This window comes from Nocardiopsis sp. iso_237 (genome assembly GCF_056173345.1).
This window is the reverse complement of record NZ_CM149669.1, coordinates 1,484,214-1,508,336: the sequence shown is the minus strand read 5'-3', so window position 1 is coordinate 1,508,336 and position 24,123 is coordinate 1,484,214. Positions and strand designations below refer to the sequence as shown.

Below are 24,123 nucleotides of genomic sequence, written 5' to 3'. Positions count from 1 at the left end.
GGGGCGGCGCGCCGCCGCCCCCGATCCGCCCGCCCGCGGCGTCGTCCGGGTGATGTCCACCCCGCTCGGAACCCGGGTGGGGCGCCTGTGCGAATCTGGGGCGCCGACGCGGACGAACGGAGTTGACGATGGGTGACCTGATGAGACCGGGCGTGTGGGGTGTGCTGGCCACACCCTTCAGGGGTGACGCCCTGGAGGTGGACACGGCGGGGATCGAACGGCTGGTCAAGCACGCCGAGGGCGCCGGGGTCACCGGGTTCACCGTGCTGGGCGTCTTCGGAGAGGCCGCGCAGCTCGACCGCGAGGAACGCCGCCTGGTCCTGGAGACGGTCCTGGCCGCCACCGACCTGCCGTTGGTCGTGGGCTGCACGAGCCTGGGCACGGCGCCGACCGTCGAGGAGGCGGCGACCGCCGTGGAGCTGGTCGGTGACCGGCTCGCCGGGGCCATGGTCCAGGTCAACAGCGCCGATCCCGGAGTACTCGGCGCGCACCTGGACGCCGTCCACGAGGCCACCGGCGCCGACCTGGTGGTGCAGGACTACCCGGTGGTGAGCGGGGTCCGGATCTCCGCGGCCGTCCTGGGTGACCTCGTCGCGCGTACCCCCTACGTCAGTGCGGTCAAGGCCGAGGCGCCGCCGACCCCCGCCGCCGTGGCCGAGCTCACCGCCCGCTGCGACGTGCCCGTCTTCGGCGGTCTGGGCGGGATCAACCTCCTCGACGAACTCGCCTGCGGCGCCGCGGGCGCGATGACCGGCTTCTCCTACCCGGAGGCCCTGGTGGCGTGCGTGGACGCCTGGAACCCGGCCGACCCGGGCCGCAGCCGCTCCGCGCTGCTGGAGTACCTGCCGCTGATCACCTTCGAGCAGCAGGCGGGGATCGCCCTGGCCATCCGCAAGGAGTGCCTGCGCCAGCGCGGCCTGATCGACGAGTCGGGCGTCCGCGCTCCGGCCAGGAGCCTGCCCGAGTCCCTGCGCCCGTTGCTCACCGACCACATCACCCGCGCCCAGGCGCTGTGAGCACCGGGGCGGGGCCCGGACCCACCCGGTACGTGCCCCGCCCCGGTACCGGCGGCCGTCACCCCTCGGACGCGTTCCGAGCGGCGTCGAATCCACCAGGGAGAACGGACACGCGATCCGCGAACCCCGTTTCGAGACCCCCTGGGGTGGTCCCCGGCACCGGAGACGCGTCGCGCCCTCGGCGGAGGCCCGGGTGATCGGTGCCGGTCCCGGATCGACCGCCTCGCGGGCGGCTTCGGTCAGGGTTCCTCTTGAAGCAGCTCGTTCAGGCGCTTCAGCACCCGCAGCTGCGCGGGGTTGTACAGCTGCACCAGGGCCTCGGCCATGGTGTGTTCGGCGCGCGCGGCGCCGCGCGGCGCGTCCGAGGCGGGCTCCGCCGACCACGGGTTCTCCTCGCGTCCCCTGCGGACGACCGGCAGCAGGCGCGCGGCGAGCGACTCGATCACGGCGCCGTCGGCGTCCGGCGGCAGGGCCTCGAACTCCGCGTCCGTCTCCTCGGGTTCGCTGACCATCTCGCGGAACCGCTCCATGGCGTCCTCGCTGAGCACGGAGGAGTAGACCATCAGCAGGGACCGCTGGCGCTCGGAGAGGTCACCGGAGAGCGGGGCGAACCCGGGCGGGACGTGCGCCGGAGCCCGGTGGCGCAGGAGCAGCGCCAGCTCCGCCCGGACCCGGTTGAGCCGGTCGACGGTCGCCTCCAGCTCCCGGTCCAGCGCCAGGATCGCCCCGTCCGGGTCCTCGTCGGCCCGGTCCATCGTCCCGATCCGCGACAGCGGCACCCCCAGGTCGACCAGGCGCCTGATCTGGAGGAGCCGGACCAGGTGCGCGACCTCGTACCGCTTGTAGCCGTTGGCCGCCCTTTCCGGGACGTCCAGCAGGCCGATCCGGTGGTAGTGGCGCACGGCCTTCACCGTGGTTCCGGCGAGTTCGGCGACCTGCCTGGTGCTCCACGCCACGAGTTGCCCCCCTGGGTCCGAACGGTGTCTCCACGCATTCCACACCCTGCCCCGGGGGCAGGGTCAAGGGCTTGACCCTGCCCCAAGGGCATGGTTTCGGATGGGCACCGCACCGCCAACCACTCGATCCAGGAGAACTACCATGCGGTTCCTCCGTCCGTCCTTCCAGATCATCCGCGCGCGGCTCGGCGCCTACCTCGTGCTCAACGCGGTCGTGTACGGGCTCTTCCTCCTCGGGATGGTCGCCGCGCTGGTGTTCCCCGAGCTCAACACCGCCAAGGTCGGTTCCATGGAAGAGGACGGGACCATCGACCTGGTCACCACGCTGCTCGGGAACGCCTGGCTGTTCGCGCTGACCATCCTCGCCGTCAACGTGCTGACGGTCGCGCTGCTCACGATCCTGCTGCCCTCGATGATCGTGCCCTTCGCGGGGATCGCGCTGTTCGCGTACAAGGCGTTCACCATCGGTGTCGCCCTCGCTCCGACGGACGCGGTCGTGGCGAAGACGCTGATCCCGCACTCGTTGACGATCCTCATCGAGCTCCAGGCCTACGTCCTCGTCGCGCTCGGCGCGTACCTCCTCGGGAGGGCGTGGACGCGTCCCCGGACGGTCGGCGCCCGCAACCGCCGCGAGGGGTATGTCCACGGTCTGCGGCAGATCGGTTGGCTCGGCCTGCCCGCGATGGCGCTGTTCGTCGTCGGCGCCCTCTACGAGGCCTTCTCGCTCATCCACATCGTCCCGCTCCTGTTCGCCGGGGGCTGAGCGCGGCGGCGAGGGCGGTCACGTTCCGGCCAGGGGGCCGCGGGCGCGCCTCACGGCGGCGTACCCCAGGGCCTCCTCCAACTCGGTCACGGCCAGTCGCATCCGCTCCACCACCGAGGGGTCGGTGTACTCGCCCCGGGCGTTCGTCCGCGACCCCGCCCGCGAGACCACCACGCAGTCCACGAGCACCGCGCCCAGCAGTGTGAGGGTGGGCATGAGCGGGGCGTGGGCGCGCATGCCGCCCGCCTGGCCGGGGGACGCGCTCACCAGGAGTGTCGGCCGCCCGACCAGCCCGCCGGAGCCCACCAGCCAGTCGATGGCGTTCTTCGTGACCCCGGCCGGACCGTGCGCGTACTCCGGGGTCGCGATGATCACTCCTTCCGCGCGCTCCGCCAGCTCACGGAACTCCCGGACCGCCTCCGGCCAGGAGTCCTCGTCGTTCTCCACGTCCGGGTTGAACAACGGCAGGCGTCCGGCCAGGTCACCGCCGACCACGGTGGTCCGCGTCCCCACGCTCTGGGCCAGGTCCAGGAGGGCCGCGTTGAACGACCCCCTCCGCAGACTGCCGCAGATGCCCAGTACGACGTGGTCCGGCATGAGCCCGCCCTCCGTGGTCCGTGTGGCACGAGTGTGTCACGCGGTGCGGGCCCCTCGCCTAGGACTGCGCCATGTTCCGGATCGGTTCGGCCAGCTCCGTCTCGAAGAAGGCGAAGAAGCCCTCCGGGTCGGGTCCGGCGTTGGTCAGGACCAGGTGGTCGAAGCCCGCCTCCGCGAATCGCCGCACCATGTCGAGGTGGCGTTCGGGGTCGGGCCCGTATCCGAAGGCCTCCGCCATGTCGTCGGTCCTGACCAGTGCGGTCGCCGCCTCGAAGTTGACCGGGTTCGGCAGCTCGGACTGGACCTTCCACCCGGTGAGGCCGAACCGGAAGAGTTCCCGGGCGGACTCCAGCGCGGTGCGGTCGTCGGCGGCCCAGGCCAGCGGCACCTCTCCGTAGCAGGGGCCGTTGCCGCCCCCTTCGCGGTAGGTCTCCGTGAGCGCGGAGTTAGGTTCGGTGGCGAAGAGGCCGTCGCCGTGTTCGGCGGCCAGGCCCGCCGCCTTCGCCCCGCCCGCGGCCATCACGATCCTGGGCGGGAGCTGGGGGAGGTCGAAGACCCGCGCGTCCTCCAGGACCAGGTGCTCGCCCCGGTAGGAGTGGTAGCCGCCGGACCAGAGCAGCCGCATGATCTTCACGGCCTCGACCAGCATCTCGTGGCGGACGGTCACGTCGGGCCACCCCCGGCCGACCACGTGTTCGTTGAGGCGCTCCCCCGCGCCCACGCCGAGGGTGAAGCGGCCCTCCGAGAGGATCGCCGTGGTCGCGGCCGCCTGCGCGACGATCGCCGGGTGGACGCGCAGGAACGGGCAGGTCACGCCGGTGGCGATCTCGATCCGTCCGGTCCGTTCCGCGATCGCCGCCAGCATGGACCACACGAACCCGGAGTGCCCGTGGCTGAACAGCCAGGGGTGGAAGTGGTCGCTGACCTCGACGAAGTCGAACCCGGCCCGCTCGGCGCGCACCGCCTGGTCCACGATCTCCCGGGGCCCGTAGCCCTCGGCGAAGAGCTTGTAGCCGATTCTCATGGATTCCTCCTCCACCTGTGGCCCTGACCCGTGTGGCCTCTACGGAAACTCCGTCAACCGGAAAGTCGTCGTGTACGGCTCCGACGTGTACGGGATCCGCAGGTCGGGCAGGGCGGTCGGAGAGGGCCCACGGAAGGGAGGACCACCATGGAGGACCGACGACCACCGGCACAGAGCCAACCCCACCCGGGCCGGACCGAACCGATGGATCCCCAGCCCCGGGACGAGATGCGCGACTACGAGGGCAGGGACCTGCTCAGGGGAAAGCGGGCCCTGATCACCGGGGGCGACTCCGGGATCGGCAGGGCGGTGGCGGTGGCCTTCGCCAAGGAGGGCGCCGACATCGTCTTCGGGTACCTGAGCGAGGACGCCGAGGCCCAGCACACGGTCGACCTGGTCCGGGCACAGGGCCGCCGTGCCGTGGGCGTGCGGGGCGACCTGGCCGACGAGTCCGTGTGCGCGCACCTGGTCAACCGGGCCGTGGAGGAGCTGGGCGGGATCGACGTCCTCGTGGAGCACGCCGCCACCCAGACCCCGGTGGACGACTTCACGGATCTGACCACCGAGCAGCTGCGCCGGACCTTCGACGTGAACGTGATGGGGGTGTTCTGGACCGTCCGCGAGGCCCTTCCGCACATGTCCGAGGGCGGTTCCATCATCATCACGGGGTCGATCAACGGCCTGCGGGGCAACAGGTCGCTGATCGACTACGCGTCGAGCAAGTCAGCCGTCATGAACCTCGCCGTGTCGCTCTCCCAGGTACTCATGGACCAGGGGATCAGGGTGAACTGCGTGGCCCCGGGGCCGGTGTGGACGCCGCTGATCCCGGCCACCCTCGGGGAGAGGGGGAGCGAGGGGTTCGGCGCGCAGGCGCCCATGGGGCGTGCCGCCGACCCGGACGAGATCGCGCCCTCCTACGTGTTCTTCGCCAGTGAGCGACTCTCGTCCTACTACACCGGCGAGACCCTCACCCCGACCGGCGGGGAGATCCAGGGCAGCTAGGCACAGCCGGAACCGGCACGCCCGGATCACGTCCCGGGCGTGCCGGTCGCTTCGGGTTCAGCGGGATCCGCTCCGTGAGGAGCGGCGGCTCCCCGAGGTGCGGCGGTTGCTCTCCTTGCGCAGAGCCTCGACCAACTCGTCCTTGTTCATGGTGGAACGTCCGGCGATGTCGAGCTGGCGGGCCCGCTTGTAGAGGTGGCCCTTGGTGGCGTTGGCGTCGACTCCCCCGGCCGTGGGGCGGTCCGCGCCCGGGCGCCGCCCGGCCCTCGGGTTCCTCGCCTGCTCGTCCGAGGGTCCGCTCCCGTTGCCCTCCTTGGGCTCCCAGCGGTCCCCGACCTTCTCGAACTTGCGCTTGACGGCGGCGAAGGCGACCCGGTGGGCCCGTTCGCCCTCCCCGTACTCGTCGACCGCGCTGTCGTGCGCCTCGATCCAGGTGCGCTGCGCCTTCTTCGGCGACCTGCGCAGGGTGTCGGGCAGTTCGTCCACACCGGGCATCGTTCTCATCTCCCGTCGGTTCGGGTGTCCTTCGGGCAGGCCCTTCGGCCCTCCCTGTTCCCGTTGCCCGCGATGACCCGCGCAAACATCCCCCCGGCGGGATCAGGACGGGAGGCTGGCGCCGGTGAACAGCACCAGCAGGGGCAGGGCCAGGTTGTTGACCGAGTGGACGGCCACGGCGGGCCAGACCGAGCCGCTGCGGCGCATGACCTCGGCAGCGATCACGCCCACCACGAAGGCGGCGGGCAGGATGAGGTTGACGCCATGGAAGACCGCGAAGATCGCCGAGCTCCCGAGGACCCCGATCCAGGGGCCGTAGCGCAGCAGCGCGTTGGTGACGACCCCGCGGAACAGGAACTCCTCACCGATCGGGGTGAGCACGGCCAGGAACAGGATGGTGAGGACGAGGCCGACCGCGCCGCTGCCCGCCGTGTCGTAGTACACGCCCTGGGGGTTGCTGTCGTACCCGGTCAGGCCGGTGATGGCGAGGATGACCAGCCCCTTCGCCACGAGCGCGACCACACCCCAGCCAGCGCCGAGGAGCATCCAGCGCCAGGTGGTGCGCCGGACCCCGAAGGCGGCGAGGGAGCGGACGCGCACCGCGTAGGCCACCCCGAACCCCGCGAGGCCGCCGACACCGGACCACGCGGACACGAGGAGGCCGTAGACCAGCGGGTCCAGGTCCAGCGGCCCCACCGGGCCGAGGAGGACGAGTGCGACCACGCTGATCGCCATGCCGAGCAGGCCGAGCACCACCTCGGGCCAGCCCGGGCGCTCCGGGGCCGTGTGGGAACGGACGGTGTGCTCCGCGGACATGGTGGGCTCCTTGGTCTCGGTGCGGGCGGACGGGGGCGGTGCGGTGTCGGAACCACCCTGGCCGCCCGGGTTCGGCTGGTCCGTCAACGACGCGGTTCCCAGCGGAAGACGCGGGTGGCGAGGGCGACGGCCACGACGACCCAGGCCAGGGTGGGCGCCAGGAGGAGCAGGGAGTCGGAGACGGCCACGCCGCCGCTCCAGGCGTTCACCACGAGCTCGGCGGCGGATCCGCCGGGGAGCAGGCGCTTGACCAGGGTGAGCTCCTCCGTACCGGTGAACCCCACCCAGCCGGAGATGACGAGCACCCCGAGCATGACGGGCAGCGTGGTGACCTGCGCGTGCTCGGGTGAGTTGGTGACCCCCGCCGTGGCCAGGGCCAGGCCGAGCATCATGACCACGGTGGTCAGGACCGCCGACACCAGGAGGAGGGGCTGGGCGGGCGCCTCCGCGACCACGGACAGCACGGTCAGGACCACGGAGACCTGGACGACGGTGACGACGGTGACCGGCAGCAGCAGCCCCGTGAGGATGCGGACGTCGTCCACGGCCGTCGAACGCAGCCGCTTGAGGAAGAGGTTCTGACGGCGCGAGGCGAGCGTGGTCACGGCGGTGGTGTAGAGAGCCATGACCACCACGAGGAACATGAGGACCGAGGCGACGGCGCCCAGGTCCAGCAGCTCGGGCGCGCGGTCGTGCAGGTACACGTAGAAGGCGCTGCCGGCGAGGGGCACCAGGAGCATGGTGACCAGGACCAGCCGGTTCCGGAGGATCTGGATCAGCTCACTCCGAGCGATGGCGAGCATGGCGGATTCCTTTGCGTGGGAAGGTCGTGCGGGTTCGGGGGGTGCGTTACTCGGTGCCGATGGAGCGGAAGACGTCGTCGAGCCGGGTGGGTCCGGCCTGGAGGTCGCCCAGCTCCACCGCGTGGTCCCGCGCCCAGTCCAGGAGGACGTGCAGGTCCTTCTGGAGGCCGGTGGTCTCGACGAGCAGGGATCCGTCGCCCTGGCGCACGGCGGGGAGCGGCGGCTCCGGGGCGGACGCCGCCAGGGTGAAGCGCACCGTGGCGGGCAGGGTCCGGGTGAGTTCGGAGACCGTCCCCTCCTGGTGGAACACCCCCCGGTGCATGAGCCCGATCCGGTCGGCGCGCTGCTGCGCCTCCTCCAGGTAGTGCGTGGTCAGGACGATGGTCGAACCGTCCTCGCGGAGCCGGTCCACGGCGTCCCAGAGGTCGTCCCGGGACTGGATGTCCAGCCCGGTGGTGGGCTCGTCCAGGAAGACGAGTTCCGGGGTTCCGTAGACGGCGGTGGCGAAGTCCAGGCGCCGCTTCTCGCCGCCGGAGAGCTGGGACACGCGCGTTCCGGCCTTCTTGGTGAGGCCGACGACGTCCAGCAGGCGCTCGGCCCGGTCGGTGCGCCCGGAGAGGCTGCCGATGAGCCGGACCGACTCCCTGACCGTCAGGTCCGGCGAGAAGCCGCTCTCCTGGAGCATGATGCCGGTGCGGGGGCGGACGGCCCGGCGGTCGCGCGGGTCGTGCCCGAACACCCGGACGGTGCCCGAGGTGGCGGCGCGGTGGCCCTCGATCGTCTCCAGGGTGGAGGTCTTTCCCGCGCCGTTCGTGCCGAGCAGGGCGTAGAACTCTCCCCGACCGACCTGGAAGGAGAGGTCGCGGACGGCGTGGAAGTCGCCGTAGCGGACGTTCAGGCCCTCGACGTCGATGACTGGTGTGGCGGCTGTTGAGGTCATGCCCCCATTCCAGCCGTGCGCGCGGATTCCCGGCAGTGCGGCCGTGTCACCACCTGGAGGTGACATCCGTGGGGTCAGGAGATGACGTGGTGTCACTGGTGGGTCGGCGGGGCCGGAAGAATACTGGTACGGTCCGCGCAGTCGTTCCCCGGAAGGGTCCGCATGACGTCAGAACCCACCGAGGTCACGCAGGGGCAGCTGCGCGTGGTCAACATGAACATCGTGTTCGGGTCGGTCTCGGCGGTCGGGGCCCTGCTGATCTCGACCAACGCCCAGAGCGTCGGCCAGGTGCTGGTGCTGTGCCTGGGACTGCTGGCGGCCCTGATATCCGTGCGGGCGTGGTCCGGGCAGGCCTTCAGGATCGTGGCGCCGCCGTGCCTGGCCGTCAGCGCGGCCGTGCTGGTCGTCGGGATCCTGTGGTTGGACAGCGCCTCGGCCGCCTTCGGCTTCTCGGTGGTGGGCACCGTGGTCGTGTTCCGGTTGCCGGACCGGTACCAGCGCCCGGCCGCCCTGGGGCTGCTGGCCCTCGTGATCGGCGTCATCGCGCTGAAGGTGCTGACCGGCCCCGGTCCCGTGGGCGACATCGTGTGGGAGTACACCGTGGGCGCGGCCAGCGTCGCGATCGTGGGGGTGGTCTTCGCGACCCTGAATCACCTGGTGGCCAGGCTGATCACGGAGTTGGAGAGGGCGCGTGAGCGCGACGCGGAGTTGGCTGTGGCCCGGGAGCGCGTCCGTTTCGCCGGGGACCTCCACGACATCCAGGGGCACACGCTGCACGTGGTGAAGCTCAAGGTGGCGCTGGCCCGGAAGCTGGTGCACGCGGACACCGACCAGGTGGTGCGGGAGCTGGACGAGGTCTACGCCCTGGTGGGCGAGACCATCGCCGAGACCAAGGAACTGGCCCACGCACAGCGGCGGCTCAACCTGTCCGCCGAGCTGGAGAACGCGAAGAACCTCTTCGAGGCGGCCGGGATCGACGTGCGCGTCGTACGCCGGGGCGAGGGCGAACCGGACACCCGGGCGGCGGAGATGCTCGGGCAGGTCCTGCGGGAGACGACCACCAACATCCTGCGGCACGCCGAGGCCGAGCAGGTGCGGATCACGCTCACCGGGTCCGGCATCACCATCGTGAACGACGGGGTGCGCGGGGAGGCCGCTCCCGAGCTCGGGGGCCTGGCCACCCTCCGCGACCGCGTGGAACGGGACGGTGGAACACTGACAGTGGAACAGGGGGACGGGCGGTTCCTGACCGCCGCCGCGTTCTCCGGGCGGAGGGACGACCGATGATCACCGTGGTACTCGCTGACGACGAGGCCCTGCTGCGCAAGGCGATGGCGGCCCTGCTCCCCCTGGAGGGCGAGATCACCGTGCTGGCCGAGGCCCATGACGGCGAGTCCGCCGTGGCGGCCACCCTGGAGCACCGCCCCGACGTGCTCGTCATCGACCTGGAGATGCCGGGGGTGGACGGGCTCGGCGCCGTGGACCGCATCCGTCGGGAGCTGCCGGACCAGGTGATCCTGATGCTGACCCGGCACGCCCGCCCCGGTGTGCTGCGCCGAGCGCTCCGGCTCGGTGTACAGGGGTTCGTGAGCAAGTCGGCCGACCCCGCGCACATCACGTCGGTGATCGGCACCCTGCACGGGGGCAAGCGGTGGGTGGACCCGGACGTGTCCGCGCTGGCCGTGATCGACGACTGCCCGCTCACCGAACGGGAGATCGACGTTCTGCGGGCCACCAGGGACGGGTACTCGGCCGCCGACACCGCCGCGCGCCTGCACCTGGCCGAGGGCACCGTGCGCAACTACCTCTCGAACGCGATGCGCAAGACGCAGACCCGGACCAGGCACGAGGCGGCGCGGTACGCGCGGGAGCACGACTGGCTCTGACGCCGGAGCCCCTCAGACGCTGAAGCCCTGTCCGGTAGGCTCGTCCGAACCCCCACCGGAAACGGCTTCATGCATTCCCTGCGTCCTGAGGACCCGCGTCGGCTCGGTCCCTACCGTCTGCTGCGCCGGGTCGGCTCCGGCGGCATGGGCGTGGTCTTCCTGGCGGTCGCGGCCGACGGCACCGGAGACGACCTGGCGGCGGTGAAGGCGGTCCGCACCGAGTACGCCGAGGACCCGGAGTTCCGCGCCCGCTTCGCCGCGGAGGTGGCCCTCGCCCGCCGGGTGCGCGGCCCCTACACGGCGCGGGTGCTCGACGCCGACACCGAGGGTCCGCGCCCGTGGTTGGCCACCGAGTACGTGTCCGGCCCCTCACTCCATCAGGCGGTACGCGAGGGCGGCCCCTTCCCCGAGGACTCGCTGCTCGCCCTGGCGGCCGGACTGGCCCGGGCCCTGGACGCCATCCACTCCGTGGGGCTGATCCACCGGGACCTGAAGCCCTCCAACGTCCTGCTGTCCACGCGCGGGCCACAGGTGATCGACTTCGGCATCGCCCGCGCCACCGACGCCACGGCGCTGACCCGGACGGGGCAGACCCTGGGCACCCCGGCGTTCATGTCGCCGGAACAGGCGACCGGGGCGTACCTGGGGCCGGGCAGCGACCTGTTCGCCTTCGGCGGGGTGCTGCTGTTCGCGGGAACGGGTCGGCACCCCTTCGGTACCGGTGACCCGGCCGCGCTGCTGTACCGGGTGGTCAACGAGGAGCCCGACCTGAACGGGCTCCCGGAGGGGCTGCTCCCTCTGGTCACCGCGTGTCTGGCCAAGGACGCGTCCGACCGCCCCGGACCGGAATCGCTCCTGGCCGACCTGACCGGTACCGCCCTGCCGGAAGCGGGCGCTGACGATCCCACCGCGTGGCTGCCCACCGCCATCGCCACCCGGGTGAGGGGAACGGTCGCCTACACCCGGAGGCAGGTGGCCGCCCCGGACCCCGTGGCTGAGCGTGCGGAGGCCCAGGGTTCGGCGGAGCACGGTGGCGGGTCCGAGACCACCGGCGCCACGGGCACGGATGGTCCACCAGCGACACCGGAGACGCGCGGCCCCGCCGAAGTCGAGCGCGGGCCCGCCGAGGCGAACGTGCGTGGAACGGGGACGGCGTCCGAGGCCTCACCGGGTGGGGCCGAACCGGGGAACGGCTCCACAGTTGATCGCGGTGAGGGCGCCGCGGGGGCGGACGGTGCGCCTGGGAACCCTGAGGCGCACGAGACCCCTGTGAATGGCCGGAACGAGCCGCCCGGGGCGCGGGATCGGAACCCCGGCGAACTGCCGAGCTGGGCGAGAACCAGGTCCTACCTCCCGAAGACCGCCTCGGCCGAAAGGTCCCCCGAGGCCGAGGGCGACCGGGAACCCGAAGCGGCCGAGAAACCCCGAGTGGGTGGGAGCCCCCGAAGGGAGCCCCCGGTCGACCGGGGCCCGGTACGGAGGTCGTCTTCCAACGGCGGGCGGTATCCGGCCCCGCGTTCCCCGATCCGTGAGACCGGGACCACGGGGTACACCGCGGGTGCCGACCCCCACACCGGTGTGTACGAGGCCCCGGAACCCGCAAGGCTCTCCCCGAAGACCCTCTGGGGTGTCGGCCTGGCGGTGCTGGCTCTGGTGGTGGGCCTGGTCCTGGTCCTCGACACGGACGACTCGGCGAAGCAAGGGGGAGACGACACCTCACCCCCGCCCACGTCCCAACCCGCCGCACCGAACGAGGGCGCGGCTGGCGGAGGTCCACCGGCGAGGATCGACAGGGTCGTCTTCGCGGGGCCGGACCGGTTCGTCACCCTCTCCGAAGCGGGAGTGCACCTCTATGAGACGCGTCAGCAGGCCCCGCTCCGGCGCCTGGACGAGCTCGACCCCCGACGACTGCGCGACTCGCACCTGGTCGCGGACCCCGAGGGCGGCACGGTCGCCGTCCTGCGCGGGGGTCCCCTCTCCGTCGCCTTCGTCTGGGATCTCGCCGAGGCGCGGGAGTACGAGGTCAGCCTGGCCGACGAGTTCGAGGGCGGCGAACCCATGGCGCTGTCCCCCGGCGGGCGGAACCTGTACGTGGGCCCGGGACCCGAGTCCGATCCCCGGGCGGACCAGGTGATCGCCTATGACACGCACAACGGCGAGAAGCTGTACTCCGTCGACCTCCCCGTGGAGGACACCGAACCGGGGAGCCTGAAGGATCTGGGTACCACCCCGGACGGCGAGCTGCTGATCGCCGCGCTGGACTCCGGTATCGCGGTGTGGGACGCCAAGAGCGGCGAGCCGCTGCCGGACGTCCCCGAGTTCCGGCCGTGGCCTGGGGGCGTCTCGGGACCCATGGCGGTCTCGGACAGCCTCGTGGCGGTCGCCTCCCACCACCAACTCCTGCTCCTGGGCCCCCGGTCACCCGAGGCTCCGGAGGCCTTCACCGTGCCCTTCAACGAGGACGAGACCGACGAGGAGGCCAGACCCCTGGTCACCTCGCTGTCCTTCGGTGCGGACGGGGACACCGTCGTCGCGGCGGGCAGCGTCCGGGAGCGGCTGGCCTACCTGCACGTGTGGGACAGCGACGGCAGCCCCCTGAACGAGCGGTACACCGAGTCCGTGCGGTACCCGTCCGTCCAGGCCGCCCCCTCGGGGGAAGGCGTCCTGGTCGCCGCGAACACCAGGAGCGGACAACAGGCACCGCTCCAGCTCGTGGACGACGATTTGAGCGTCACGAGGGAGTACGACCTCCCCGCCGTGACCGACGAGTTCTGAGGGGGGCACCGTGGCCTGGGCACTGTTCGACCTCGACGACACCCTGCTCGACCACGACTCGTTCTCACGGTTCACCCTGCACCTGCTCCGCCGCGCTCCTCTACGGGCGGCGGGCGCCCTGCTGCTGTCACCGCTGGTCGCGGCGGCGTTCGCGCGGCGTTCCTGGCGCGTCCACGCCGGATCACTCCTGCTGTGGGCGGGCACGGTCGGCGTGGGCGAGGCCCGCCTGGACCGGATCGTCCGCGACTACATGCGGGACCTGGGCGTGCGGGAACGGCTGAGACCGCGCGGGGCCGCCGCCCTCGACGGGCACCTCGGGACGGGCGACGACGTGGCGGTGGTGACCGCCTGCGCCGACCTGCTCGCCGTACCCCTGTGCCGGGAGATCGACCCCCGTGTGCGCGTGGTCGCCTCGACGCTCCGGAGGCGGTGGGGAGGTCTGGTCGCTGAGCACCACTGCCACGGCCCCCGCAAGCCCCGGATGGCCGCCGACGCCGGGGTTCGGGGAGAAATCACGGCAGCCTACGGGGACAGCGCCTCCGACGCGGCGATGCTGGACCTCGCGCGGGTGGCGTACCTGGTCAACCTGGACGGCGGGGCCGCCGAACGGCTGCGGGGACAGCTCCCCGGGCCGGAGCGCGTGGAGTGCGTGGAGTGGCCCGTGAGGGGGCCGGACACACGAAACCGGCCCGACCGGTGAGGGTCGGGCCGGTGACGCGGGCGGTGTCCGAAGGGTCTGGCTCTGGGAACTCCGGGAACCCGGGACCACTCCTCGGGACGCGCCCGGGGTCGAACTAGACCAGGTCGAACCGGTCGGCGTTCATGACCTTGTTCCACGCGGCGACGAAGTCCTGGACGAACTTCTCCTTGGCGTCGTCGGAGGCGTACACCTCGGCCACGGCGCGCAGCTCGGAGTTGGAGCCGAACACCAGGTCCACGCGGCTGCCGGTCCACTTGACCGCACCGGAGTCGTCCTTGGCGACGAAGGTCTCCGAGGTCTCGGAGCTGTCACCGGTCGCGTACCAGTTGGTGTTGAGGTCGAGCAGGTTGACGAAGAAGTCGTTCGTCAGCGCGCCCGGGTGGTCCGTGAGGACGCCCAGGTCCGAGTTGTCGAAGTTGGCGCCCAGCACACGCAGGCCGCCCACCAGGACGGTGGTCTCCGGGGCGCTGAGGCCGATCAGGTTGGCGCGGTCCAGCAGCAGGTACTCGGCGGGAAGGCGGTTGGCCTTGCCGTAGTAGTTGCGGAAACCGTCGGCGACCGGCTCCAGGTAGGAGAAGGAGTCGGCGTCGGTGTGCTCGTCGGTGGCGTCCACGCGGCCCGGGGTGAACGGGACGGTGACGTCCTGACCAGCGGCCTTGGCGGCCTGCTCGACACCCACGCCACCGGCGAGGACGATCACGTCGGCGACGGAGACCTTCTTCGCGGAGGAGGCGTTGAACTCGTCGACGATGCCCTGGAGCTTCGCGAGCACGCGGCGCAGCTCGGCCGGGTTGTTGACCTCCCAGTCGACCTGCGGCTCCAGACGGATCCGGGCACCGTTGGCGCCGCCGCGCTTGTCGCTGTCGCGGTAGGTCGAAGCGGAGGCCCACGCGGTGGAGACCAGCTCGGCCACGGACAGGCCGGACTCGGCGATCTTCGCCTTCAGGGCGGCGATCTCCGCGTCACCGATGACCTCGCCCTCCTGGGCGGGCAGCGGGTCCTGCCAGACGAGGTCCTCGGCGGGGACCTCGGAGCCGAGGTAGCGGACCTTCGGGCCCATGTCGCGGTGGGTCAGCTTGAACCAGGCGCGGGCGAAGGCGTCCTTGAAGGCCTCGTGGTCCTCGTAGAAGCGGCGCGAGATCTGCTCGTAGACCGGGTCGACGCGCAGCGACAGGTCGGTGGTGAGCATGGTCGGCTTGTGCTTCTTGCCGGGGACGTGGGCGTCGGGGATGATCTCCTCGGCGTCCTTGGCGATCCACTGGTTGGCGCCGGCCGGGCTCTGGGTGAGCTCGTACTCGAACTCGAAGAGGTTCTTGAAGAAGCCCTCGCTCCACTGGGCCGGGGTGGTGGTCCAGGTGACCTCCAGGCCCGAGGTGATGGCGTCGCCTCCCTTGCCGGTGCCGTGGTTGTTCTTCCAGCCCAGACCCTGCATCTCCAGGCCGGCGCGCTCGGGCTCGGCCTCCAGGTTGCTGTCCGGGGCGGCGCCGTGCGTCTTGCCGAAGGTGTGGCCACCGGCGATGAGGGCGACGGTCTCCTCGTCGTTCATGCCCATGCGGCCGAAGGTCTCACGGATGTCGCGGGCGGCGGCCAGCGGGTCCGGGTTGCCGTTCGGGCCCTCGGGGTTGACGTAGATGAGGCCCATCTGCACGGCGGCGAGGGGCTTCTCCAGGTCGCGGTCGCCGCTGTAGCGCTGGTCGTCGAGCCAGGTGGTCTCGGGGCCCCAGTAGACGTCGGCCTCGGGCTCCCACACGTCCTCGCGGCCACCGCCGAAGCCGAAGGTCTTGAAGCCCATGGACTCCAGGGCGACGTTGCCGGTGAGGATGAAGAGGTCGGCCCAGGAGATGTTCTGGCCGTACTTCTTCTTCACGGGCCACAGCAGACGGCGGGCCTTGTCCAGGTTGCCGTTGTCGGGCCAGCTGTTGAGGGGGGCGAAGCGCTGCTGACCGGCGCTGCCGCCGCCGCGGCCGTCGTGCGAGCGGTAGGTGCCGGCGCTGTGCCAGGCCATGCGGATCATGAGCGGCCCGTAGTGACCGAAGTCGGCGGGCCACCAGTCCTGCGAGTCCGTGAGGAGGGCCGCGATGTCGGCCTTCACGGCGTCCAGGTCGAGGGCCTCGAAGGCCTTCGCGTAGTCGAAGCCCTCACCGAGCGGGTTCGACACGGGGGTGTTCTTGGCGAGGATCCTCAGGTTGAGCTGGTTGGGCCACCACTCACGGTTGCCGTCGCCCTGGGTGGGGTGCGTGAGCCCGTCACCGTGCGCGACGGGGCATCCTCCGGTCTGCGGCGGGGTGGGGGCAACGACCTCGTTGTTTTCAGACATCGACTTCCTTACGGGAAGAGGTGAACTTTGTGGTTCAGGAGCTCCGCGCGCCGTAGCACTCGGCGCACTGGCCCCAGTAGACGACCTCGGCCTCGTCGATCGAGAAGCCGTGGTCAGCGGACGCGGTCAGGCACGGCGCGTGGCCGACCGCACAGTCCACGTCCGCGATGGCGCCGCAGGACCTGCATACGACGTGGTGGTGGTTGTCCCCCACCCGTGTCTCGTAGCGGGCCACGGAGCCCTGTGGCTGGATACGTCTCACCAGGCCAGCGCCGGTCAGTGCCTTGAGCACGTCGTAGACGGCCTGGACGGACACCGCGCCGAGTTCCGCACGCACGTGGTCGATGATCGACTCCGTGTCCGCGTGTGGGTGCTCGTGCACGACGGAGAGGACAGCTAACCGCGGGCTCGTCACCCTCAGAGCGGACTCGCGCAGCATTTGCTCGAAATCCGAAGAGGTGGGCATGGCCTGGAGTCTGCCGCCTTTTCTGGAATTAGTCAAATGATGGACCTGATCCGCTGTAGCCCCCCGGGGCAGCGAGAAGGCCCCTCTCCGGCGGAGAGGGGCCTGGTCACGGCGGCGGGTCAGGCCAGTCGGCCGCGGACCCGGATGGCGGTGCGGACCCGCTCGGCCCTCGCGGCGTACTCGGCGGGATCGACGACCAGCACGCCGTTCTCCGTCATGAGCGCGTGGTACTGCTGCTCCTCGTACGGAACCCCGGGCGGCAGGGCGGCGATGTGCCAGTGGAGGTGGCGGTTGCCCTGTTGGCTGCCGAGGGAGAGCAGGTAGGTGCGCTCGGACTCGAACACGTCCTCGACGGCGAGCGCCACCTCGCGGACCACCAGCATGGTCCGGGTGTAGGCGTCCTCGTCGAGGTCCCGGACGACGTGTTCCACGTGCGCCTTCGGGGCCACCAGGGTGTGCCCGGGCAGGGTGGGGTGACGGCCGAGGAAGGCGATGTGGTCGTCGTCCTCGAAGAGCACGTCGTGCTCGAAGCCCGGTTCTCCGGACACCAGCGAGCAGACGAAACAGGGGCCGTTCCGGGTGCGCTCGGTGTAGGCCTCGATGTCCATGGGACGCCGCTCCACGCGGACCCTCCTTCCGTTGGGGGCGGGGAGGCTCAGGGTAGGCAACGGGGGCACGCCCCGCCAGGTCCGGGCACACGTCCGCCCCGCACGGGAGGTCCCGTGCGGGGCGGAGCGGCGTCGGCCTGACCTAGTCGGTACCGGCCTCCATGGCCGCGTAGTCGAGCAGGTCGTCCTCGGAGCCCTGACCGCGCGAGGCGATGGTCTCGGCGCCGCCCTCGGGCATCGCGCCGATCAGCCCGGTGGAGGCGGCCTGCGCTGCGCCGATCGAGGTCGAGGGCGTACTGTCCCCGACCATGCCCAGGGCCGCGTACTCCTCCAGCTTGGCGCGGGAGTCAGCGATGTCCAGGTTGCGCATGGTCAGCTGGCCGATGCGGTCGCTGGGACCGAACGCGGAGTCCTCGGTGCGCTCCATGGACAGCTTGTCCGGGTGGTAGCTGAACGCCGCGCCGGTGGTGTCCATGATCGAGTAGTCGTCGCCGCGACGCAGACGCAGGGTCACCTCGCCGGTGACGGCGGTGCCGACCCAGCGCTGGAGGGCCTCGCGCTGCATGAGGGCCTGGGGCTCCAGCCAGCGGCCCTCGTACATGAGGCGGCCGAGGCGGCGGCCCTCGTTGTGGTAGGTGGCGAGGGTGTCCTCGTTGTGGATCGCGTTGACCAGGCGCTCGTAGGCGGCGAACAGCAGGGCCATGCCGGGGGCCTCGTAGATGCCCCGGCTCTTGGCCTCGATCACCCGGTTCTCGATCTGGTCGGACATGCCCATGCCGTGGCGTCCGCCGATGGAGTTGGCCTCCAGGACCAGCTCGACGGAGTTGGCGAAGGTCCGGCCGTTGATGGTGACGGGGCGGCCCTTCTCGAAGCCGATCGTCACGTCCTCGGCGGCGATCTCGACCTCGGGGTCCCAGAAGCGGACGCCCATGATGGGGTCGACGATCTCGATGCCGGTGTCGAGGTGTTCGAGCGCCTTGGCCTCGTGGGTGGCACCCCAGATGTTGGCGTCGGTGGAGTAGGCCTTCTCGGTGCTGTCGCGGTAGGGCAGGTCCCGCTCCTGCAACCACTCGGACATCTCCTTGCGACCGCCGAGCTCGGTGACGAAGTGGGCGTCGAGCCACGGCTTGTAGATCCGCAGGGAGGGGTTGGCGAGCAGACCGTAGCGGTAGAACCGCTCGATGTCGTTGCCCTTGTAGGTGGAGCCGTCGCCCCAGATCTGGACGCCGTCCTCCAGCATGGCGCGGACCAGCAGGGTGCCGGTCACGGCGCGGCCGATCGGGGTGGTGTTGAAGTAGACACGACCGGCGGAGCGGATGTGGAACGCCCCGCAGGCGAGGGCGGCGAGCCCCTCCTCCACGAGGGCCTCGCGGCAGTCGACCAGGCGCCCGATCTCCGCGCCGTAGTCAGTGGCACGAGCCGGCACCGAGGCGATGTCGGGTTCGTCGTACTGGCCGATGTCGGCGGTGTAGGCGCAGGGGACAGCGCCCTTCTCGCGCATCCACGCGACCGCTACGGACGTGTCGAGGCCTCCGGAGAAGGCGATTCCGACACGTTCACCGACAGGCAGGGAAGTGAGCACCTTGGACATGCAAAAAGTATGCGCCTAAATGTATGAACATGCAAACTGGTGCCGTGACCACGCCCGCGTTCCCGGTCTGGCGGGGAAATCCGGACGGGACCGGTGACGCGGCGGGACGGGCGGGGTACCGTCCTCGGACGGGCTCCCAGCCCGCCCCCTGACCCCTGCCTCAGGAGCCGCATGATCGTCATCGGTGTGTCCTCCGGGACCTCGGCCGACGGGATCGACGTCGCCGCCGCCCGCCTCGACCTCGAGGACGGCGGCGCCCACGTCCGGCTCGTCCCCCTGGGGTTCGCCTCCACGCCCTACTCCGACACCCTCCGCGAGGCGATCCGCGGCGCCCTGCCGCCCGCCGCCACCACGATGGAGACCGTCTGCCAGCTGGACACCCGGATCGGCCAGGAGTTCGCGGCGGCGGCACGGAGCGGGATCGAGGAGTTCGCGGACGGCCGGGCCGACCTGGTCGCCTCCCACGGCCAGACCCTCTTCCACTGGGCGGAGGGCAACTCCGTGCTCGGCACCCTCCAACTCGGCCAGCCCGCCTGGATCGCGGAGGCCACCGGGCTTCCCGTGGTGTCGGACCTGCGGGTGGCGGACGTGGCCGCCGGAGGCCAGGGCGCACCGCTGGCGAGCACCCTGGACCTGCTGCTGCTCGGCGGTCGCGCCGAGCCCACCGCCGCGCTCAACCTCGGCGGCATCGCCAACGTGACGGTGGTCCGCGACGGACTGCCTCCCCGCGCCTTCGACACCGGTCCCGCCAACGCGCTGATCGACGCCGCCGTGCGCCTGGTCACGGACGGGCGGGCCGAACTCGACGCGGACGGCGCGCTGGCCCGGACCGGCCGCCCCGACCCCCAACTGCTGGAACGTCTGCTGGCCGAGCCCTACTACCGGCTGCCCGCACCCAAGACCACCGGACTGGAGCTGTTCGGCCCCGACCACCTGGACGCGGCGCTGACGTTCGCCGGGCGCGCCTCGGACGGGGGCCGGGTCTCCGACGGCGACCTGCTCGCCACCCTGGTGGAGCTCACCGCCGTCACCGTCGCGGACGCGCTGGAACCCTTCGGGGTGACCGAGGTGCTCGCCTCCGGTGGGGGCACCCGCAACCCCGTGCTGATGGAGCGGCTGGCCGCGCGCCTGTCCCCCGCGCGGCTGGACACCACGGAACGGGTCGGTCTGGACGGTGACGCCAAGGAGGCGTACCTGTTCGCGCTGATCGGGTTCCTGAGCTGGCACGGCCTGGCAGGGTCCGTACCGGACTGCACGGGCGCCCGTCGGGCCCCGGTGGCCGGACGCCTCACCCCGGGCATCCGACCGCTGCGTCTGCCCGAGCCCGCGCCCACCGCCCCGCGCCGTCTGTACGTGGAGGCGCCCGGCGCCTGAGCCGGCCCCGCCCCAGGAACCCCCAGGAGGACGCAGTGCAGACCATCGACCTCGTCGTCATCGCGGTGTACCTGCTGGCCTCGGCCTGGCTGGGACTGCGCCTGTCCGGGCGCCAGCGCGACGTCAGGGACTACTTCATCGGCAACCGGCAGCTGCCCTGGTGGGCGGTGTGCCTGTCGGTGGTGGCCACCGAGACCAGCGCCCTGACCGTGATCAGCGTCCCCGGGGTGGCCTACCTCGGCAACGTCACCTTCCTCCAGGTGGCGATCGGCTACCTGATCGGGCGGGTGGTCGTGGCCTTCCTGCTGCTCCCCCGCTACTACCGGGGCGAGATGACCACCGCCTACGCGTACCTGGGGCTCCGGTTCGGGCGGGGCATGCAGGCCACCGCCTCGGTCACGTTCCTGTTCACCCGGCTGCTCGCGGACGGGGTGCGGCTGTTCGCGGCGGCCATCCCCATGAAGATCGTCCTGGACTCGCTCGGGCTGGACACCTCGTACTTCGTGATCGTGGCGGTCCTGGGCGTGGTCACGATCCTCTACACCCTGGTGGGCGGGATCAGGGCCGTGGTCTGGGTGGACGTGCTCCAGATGGGCGTGTACGTGGTGGGCGGCGTGGTCACGCTGGCCGTCATCGCCTCCAGCCTGGACGTGAACTTCCTCGCGGCGGCGGCCGACGCCGGGAAGACCCAGTTCCTGGACCTCACCTCGAACCCGGTCTCGGCGCCCTACGCCACGGTCACGGCCCTGGTGGGCGGCGCCCTGCTGTCCACGGCCTCACACGGGGCCGACCAGATCGTCGTGCAGCGCCTGTTGGGCTGCCGAAGCCTGCGGGACGCCCAGAAGGCCGTGATCGTCAGCGGAGTGGTGGTGTTCCTCCAGTTCGCGCTGTTCCTGACCGTGGGCCTGGCGCTGTACTCGTACTTCGAGGCGGCCTCGGTGGCGGAGCTCGGGCTCCGCACCTCCGACGAGCTCTTCCCGGTGTTCATCGTCGAGGGCCTGCCCACGGGGCTGGCGGGCCTGTTGCTCGCGGGGATCATGGCGGCGGCGATGAGCACGCTCTCCTCGTCGCTGTCGGCGCTGTCCTCCTCGACCATGGCCGACCTGTACCAGCAGTTCTCCCGGCGGAGCCTGCCCGACGCCCAGGCGCTGCGGCTGAGCCGACTGTTCACCCTCGGCTGGGGGCTGGTGTTCGTCGGGGTGGCGGCGTTCTTCACCGGCACCGACAACCCGGTGGTCGAACTCGGGCTGTCCGTGGCGAGCCTGACCTACGGCGGCCTGCTGGGCGCCTTCCTCCTGGGGCTGTGGGTGCGCCGGGCACGGCAGACCGACGCGATCCTGGCCTTCGCCGTGGCGGTGGCGACCATGTCCTGGCTGTTCCTCTTCCAGCCGGGGCTGATCGGGTTCACCTGGTACACGGCGATCGGGACGGGCATCGTGCTGGGGCTCGGCTACCTGCTGTCGCGCCGCCACCCGGACGACGCCCCCTCGGCGGACGCCGGGGCGCCCGACACTCCCGGGGAGTCCACCGCGCCCGTCGCCCGGGAGGAGGGCCCGAGCCCCGCCGCGTGAGTCCGCGTGCCACGGGACGGCCGCTGGGGCGCGGCCGTCCCCCGGCTACTCGAACTCGGTGCCTCCCCGGCGGGTCAGGTAGGCGTCGGAGACGAACTTGGCGACCGCCCGGCCGCCCAGGACCTCCGAGTAGCGGTCCAGGGCGGGCCGTACGACCACGCCCTCACGCAGGTGGAGGTCGGACCCGCTCCAGGTCTCCGTACCGCTCGCGGCGTCGAACAGCGCGGACTCCTCGTAGGGTCCCTCGTACACCACCGGTATCGGGGGCAGGTCCACCTCCGCGAGCAGGGCGGGCAGGTCGGCGGCGTCGATCCACCGGCGTTCTCCGTCCACGTCCAGGCGGACGTCGAACACCGCGTAGCCGGGCCGCTCGCCGCGGCCGGACTCGCCGTACGCGAGATCCTGCACCCCGGCGCCGAACACCTCTCCGAACACACCCACCCGGTCGGCTCCGAAGCGCTCCGCGAGGGCGCGCGCGGCCTTGCCGACGCCGTACGTGATCACGGCCCTCCAGTAGAGGTTGGCCTCCGAGCGCACCAGCGCCAGGCTCCTCGCCCCCTGACCCTTGGAGGAGACGTACTCCTCCCCGGATCCGGCGACCAGGGTGTACAGGCAGGCCGTGCCGTGGATCTTCTCCGTGGCAACGACCGGTTCCCCGGGCTCGAACACATCGGGGTGGCGCTTGATGTTCTCGACCTCGATCCACCGCAGCAGATCGGGGGCGGGCGCCATGTCGCCGCTCATGTGCAGCGGAACCTCGGGCACCCACTTGGTGACGCCGAGCTCGCCCGCGAGGTCGGTCCCGGCCTCGTGCTCGGCCGCGAGGTCGCGGTCGGCCAGCGCCGAGGGGCGGCAGACGATGCCCTGGGAGACCTCGCCCCGCAGCCGGACGGGCCGCACGCGGTTCCTCTTCGCGCCCGCGAGCCTGCCGGTCAGTCCGAGCTCGTCGACGAGCCCCTCGGGCAGGACGGCGTTCTCCGGGATGTAGACCGCCCAGTCCCCGGTGCGGTAGGCACCCTTGGCGACGACCGCGCGGAAGAGCCCCACCTGGGCCAGCTCCAGCGCGTCGGCGTTGGGGTGGGGAAGGATCGTGAGCCGCTCGGCGGTGACCCGGAGGGTGGACATGTCGCTCCTCGGACGCGGGGGTTCGGGCGTGGGTGCCCGCTGTCCGAGCCAGTGTGTCCGAGGCCCCACTGGGCCACAACGCCTTTTCCGTGGGCCCTCCGGGGTGAGCGGGCCCCCGGCCCCGGGGCGGGGGCGGGGGCCGCGGGGATCAGAAGGGGCGGTCCCCGACGATCGCGACGCGCTCGGCCACGCGCGGGTGCGGGTGGTAGTCGTTCACCGCGTAGTGCTGGGTGGCGCGGTTGTCCCAGAACGCGACCGAGTTCCGCTCCCACCGGAACCGCACCTGGTACTCGGGGGTGTGTGCCTGCTGGAAGAGGTAGCGCAGCAGTTCGTCGCTCTCCGCCTTCTCCATCCCGACGATGCGCGTGGTGAAGGAGACGTTCACGAACAGGGTGCGGCGGCCGGTCTCGGGGTGGACGCGCACCACGGGGTGCTCGACCGGCGGGAAGCGGTCCTGCCACTCCAGCAGGCGCTCCTCGTCCAGGAACCGGACGAACCCGGGGATCACGTCGTGCACGGCGGTGCGCCCCTCGATGCGCTCCTTCACGTCGTCGGGCAGGTTGTCGTACGCGGCGGCCATGTCGGCCCACATGGTGTCGCCGCCCATCGGCGGGACCTCGACCAGGCGCAGGATGGCGCCGAGGGCGGGCGCCTCGCGCCAGGTGACGTCGGTGTGCCAGACGTTCTCGTAGCTGGGCGGGGCCTCACCCTTGGCGAACCGGGCGACGTGCGCGTCGTCGCCCCGCTCGATGAACGGGTTGGTCTCCAGGTCGCCCCACAGGCGGGCGATCTCCTGCTGGCGGGCGGAGTCGATGGGCTGGTCGCGGAAGAAGATCACCTTGAACTCCAGGAGCGCGCGGTTGAGCTCGTCGCGCAGCTCGTCACCGATCTCGTCCCGGAGGTCGATCCCGTGGATCTCCGCTCCGATGAGCGCCCCGAGCGGCCGGACCTCGAACAGTTCGTAGGGGCGGGAGACGGCGCCCTCGGGGAGTCGGCGCAACGTGCGCGGCCCCTCGACCAGGGCGGTGTCCACTGCGGAGCTCTCCCGGAGGGTCCGGACGGCCTCGGGAGCGGCGGTCGGGGTCATGTTTCCTGCCTTTCTGGTCGGAAATAACGACAAAACGGATCGGGAACGATCACGCTGGGTGATCAGGGACTGGTCAGCACCTACCCGCGGAAGGTGGAATCGACGCACCGGCGTCACGGGCCACGGGGGCCCGGAGGGTCAGCAGTGCGGAGGGGAACCCAGACGGCCACGGCGCTGGATCAGACCCGGCGTTCCGCGACGGGCCCGCGCG

At 71.6% G+C, this 24,123-nt stretch carries 22 protein-coding genes; 9 read left to right on the top strand and 13 right to left on the bottom strand.

The features are described 5' to 3' along the window. The first annotated feature begins 128 nt into the window (after nt 1-128). Nucleotides 129-1,016, top strand: a complete 888-nt coding sequence (locus tag AC0VYM_RS06925) for a dihydrodipicolinate synthase family protein (RefSeq protein WP_475460276.1) — start codon at nt 129-131, stop codon at nt 1,014-1,016. Between the two features lie 239 nt (nt 1,017-1,255). On the opposite strand, the gene AC0VYM_RS06920 is transcribed toward AC0VYM_RS06925, so the two are convergent. Beyond that, nucleotides 1,256-1,972, bottom strand: a complete 717-nt coding sequence (locus tag AC0VYM_RS06920; protein WP_475460274.1) for a helix-turn-helix domain-containing protein — start codon at nt 1,970-1,972, stop codon at nt 1,256-1,258. A gap of 142 nt (nt 1,973-2,114) precedes the next feature. Here AC0VYM_RS06920 and AC0VYM_RS06915 point away from each other — a divergent pair, with 142 nt between their 5' ends. Beyond that, complete coding sequence (locus tag AC0VYM_RS06915; protein WP_475460272.1) at nt 2,115-2,735, top strand: stage II sporulation protein M; 621 nt, start codon at nt 2,115-2,117, stop codon at nt 2,733-2,735. Between the two features lie 18 nt (nt 2,736-2,753). On the opposite strand, the gene AC0VYM_RS06910 is transcribed toward AC0VYM_RS06915, so the two are convergent. Further along, entirely contained in the window at nt 2,754-3,332 is a 579-nt protein-coding gene (locus AC0VYM_RS06910) for an NADPH-dependent FMN reductase (protein ID WP_475460270.1), read from the bottom strand. Between the two features lie 58 nt (nt 3,333-3,390). Continuing rightward, nucleotides 3,391-4,356, bottom strand: a complete 966-nt coding sequence (locus AC0VYM_RS06905) for a TIGR03557 family F420-dependent LLM class oxidoreductase (RefSeq protein WP_475460268.1) — start codon at nt 4,354-4,356, stop codon at nt 3,391-3,393. A gap of 147 nt (nt 4,357-4,503) precedes the next feature. On the opposite strand from AC0VYM_RS06905, the gene AC0VYM_RS06900 reads away from it, so the two are divergent. Then, nucleotides 4,504-5,358 (top strand): SDR family oxidoreductase, encoded by an 855-nt coding sequence (locus tag AC0VYM_RS06900; protein ID WP_475460266.1) that lies wholly within the window; start codon nt 4,504-4,506, stop codon nt 5,356-5,358. A gap of 57 nt (nt 5,359-5,415) precedes the next feature. Here AC0VYM_RS06900 and AC0VYM_RS06895 read toward each other — a convergent pair whose 3' ends face one another. The 4 genes from AC0VYM_RS06895 to AC0VYM_RS06880 all read right to left on the bottom strand — a co-directional run bounded on the left by AC0VYM_RS06895 (nt 5,416) and on the right by AC0VYM_RS06880 (nt 8,412). Further along, nucleotides 5,416-5,853, bottom strand: coding sequence for a ChaB family protein (locus AC0VYM_RS06895; RefSeq protein WP_475462960.1), 438 nt, complete (start codon nt 5,851-5,853; stop codon nt 5,416-5,418). A gap of 102 nt (nt 5,854-5,955) precedes the next feature. Further along, nucleotides 5,956-6,669: a lysostaphin resistance A-like protein gene (locus AC0VYM_RS06890; protein ID WP_475460264.1), complete on the bottom strand. Its 714-nt coding sequence runs from the start codon at nt 6,667-6,669 to the stop codon at nt 5,956-5,958. An 83-nt stretch (nt 6,670-6,752) separates the two neighbouring features. After that, nucleotides 6,753-7,472: an ABC transporter permease gene (locus tag AC0VYM_RS06885; protein ID WP_475460262.1), complete on the bottom strand. Its 720-nt coding sequence runs from the start codon at nt 7,470-7,472 to the stop codon at nt 6,753-6,755. 46 nt (nt 7,473-7,518) lie between these two features. Continuing rightward, complete coding sequence (locus AC0VYM_RS06880; RefSeq protein ID WP_475460260.1) at nt 7,519-8,412, bottom strand: ABC transporter ATP-binding protein; 894 nt, start codon at nt 8,410-8,412, stop codon at nt 7,519-7,521. A 162-nt stretch (nt 8,413-8,574) separates the two neighbouring features. On the opposite strand from AC0VYM_RS06880, the gene AC0VYM_RS06875 reads away from it, so the two are divergent. From AC0VYM_RS06875 to AC0VYM_RS06860, 4 genes are all read left to right on the top strand, one after another. Then, nucleotides 8,575-9,699, top strand: coding sequence for a sensor histidine kinase (locus AC0VYM_RS06875; protein WP_475460258.1), 1,125 nt, complete (start codon nt 8,575-8,577; stop codon nt 9,697-9,699). Further along, a complete protein-coding gene (locus AC0VYM_RS06870; protein WP_475460256.1) occupies nt 9,696-10,298 on the top strand; it encodes a response regulator transcription factor in 603 nt (200 codons plus the stop codon). The genes AC0VYM_RS06875 and AC0VYM_RS06870 overlap by 4 nt, the downstream gene beginning before the upstream one ends. 69 nt (nt 10,299-10,367) lie before the next feature. Continuing rightward, nucleotides 10,368-13,073 carry a protein kinase domain-containing protein gene (locus AC0VYM_RS06865; RefSeq protein WP_475460254.1) on the top strand — a complete coding sequence of 902 codons (2,706 nt, stop codon included), beginning with the start codon at nt 10,368-10,370 and terminating at the stop codon, nt 13,071-13,073. Nucleotides 13,074-13,083: 10 nt separating this feature from the next. Beyond that, nucleotides 13,084-13,773 (top strand): haloacid dehalogenase-like hydrolase, encoded by a 690-nt coding sequence (locus tag AC0VYM_RS06860; RefSeq protein ID WP_475460252.1) that lies wholly within the window; start codon nt 13,084-13,086, stop codon nt 13,771-13,773. A gap of 94 nt (nt 13,774-13,867) precedes the next feature. On the opposite strand, the gene katG is transcribed toward AC0VYM_RS06860, so the two are convergent. The 4 genes from katG to argG form a co-directional block, all read right to left on the bottom strand. Further along, complete coding sequence (gene katG / locus AC0VYM_RS06855) at nt 13,868-16,090, bottom strand: catalase/peroxidase HPI (RefSeq protein WP_475460250.1); 2,223 nt, start codon at nt 16,088-16,090, stop codon at nt 13,868-13,870. A 34-nt stretch (nt 16,091-16,124) separates the two neighbouring features. Next, nucleotides 16,125-16,556 carry a Fur family transcriptional regulator gene (locus AC0VYM_RS06850; RefSeq protein ID WP_475460248.1) on the bottom strand — a complete coding sequence of 144 codons (432 nt, stop codon included), beginning with the start codon at nt 16,554-16,556 and terminating at the stop codon, nt 16,125-16,127. A gap of 119 nt (nt 16,557-16,675) precedes the next feature. Continuing rightward, complete coding sequence (locus AC0VYM_RS06845) at nt 16,676-17,179, bottom strand: HIT family protein (RefSeq protein ID WP_475460246.1); 504 nt, start codon at nt 17,177-17,179, stop codon at nt 16,676-16,678. 127 nt (nt 17,180-17,306) lie between these two features. Beyond that, on the bottom strand, nt 17,307-18,755 hold the full coding sequence (gene argG / locus AC0VYM_RS06840) for an argininosuccinate synthase (RefSeq protein ID WP_475460244.1): 1,449 nt from the start codon (nt 18,753-18,755) through the stop codon (nt 17,307-17,309). 171 nt (nt 18,756-18,926) lie between these two features. Here argG and AC0VYM_RS06835 point away from each other — a divergent pair, with 171 nt between their 5' ends. Then, the gene (locus AC0VYM_RS06835) at nt 18,927-20,129 is read left to right on the top strand and encodes an anhydro-N-acetylmuramic acid kinase (RefSeq protein ID WP_475460242.1); all 1,203 of its coding nucleotides are present in this window, start codon (nt 18,927-18,929) and stop codon (nt 20,127-20,129) included. Nucleotides 20,130-20,164: 35 nt separating this feature from the next. Further along, the gene (locus AC0VYM_RS06830) at nt 20,165-21,700 is read left to right on the top strand and encodes a sodium:solute symporter (protein WP_475460240.1); all 1,536 of its coding nucleotides are present in this window, start codon (nt 20,165-20,167) and stop codon (nt 21,698-21,700) included. Nucleotides 21,701-21,745: 45 nt separating this feature from the next. Here the strand turns inward: AC0VYM_RS06830 and AC0VYM_RS06825 are convergent, their stop codons facing one another. Further along, the gene (locus AC0VYM_RS06825) at nt 21,746-22,825 is read right to left on the bottom strand and encodes an RNA ligase (ATP) (RefSeq protein ID WP_475460238.1); all 1,080 of its coding nucleotides are present in this window, start codon (nt 22,823-22,825) and stop codon (nt 21,746-21,748) included. A gap of 148 nt (nt 22,826-22,973) precedes the next feature. Continuing rightward, a complete protein-coding gene (locus tag AC0VYM_RS06820; protein WP_475460236.1) occupies nt 22,974-23,912 on the bottom strand; it encodes a TauD/TfdA dioxygenase family protein in 939 nt (312 codons plus the stop codon). Nucleotides 23,913-24,123: the final 211 nt, after the last annotated feature.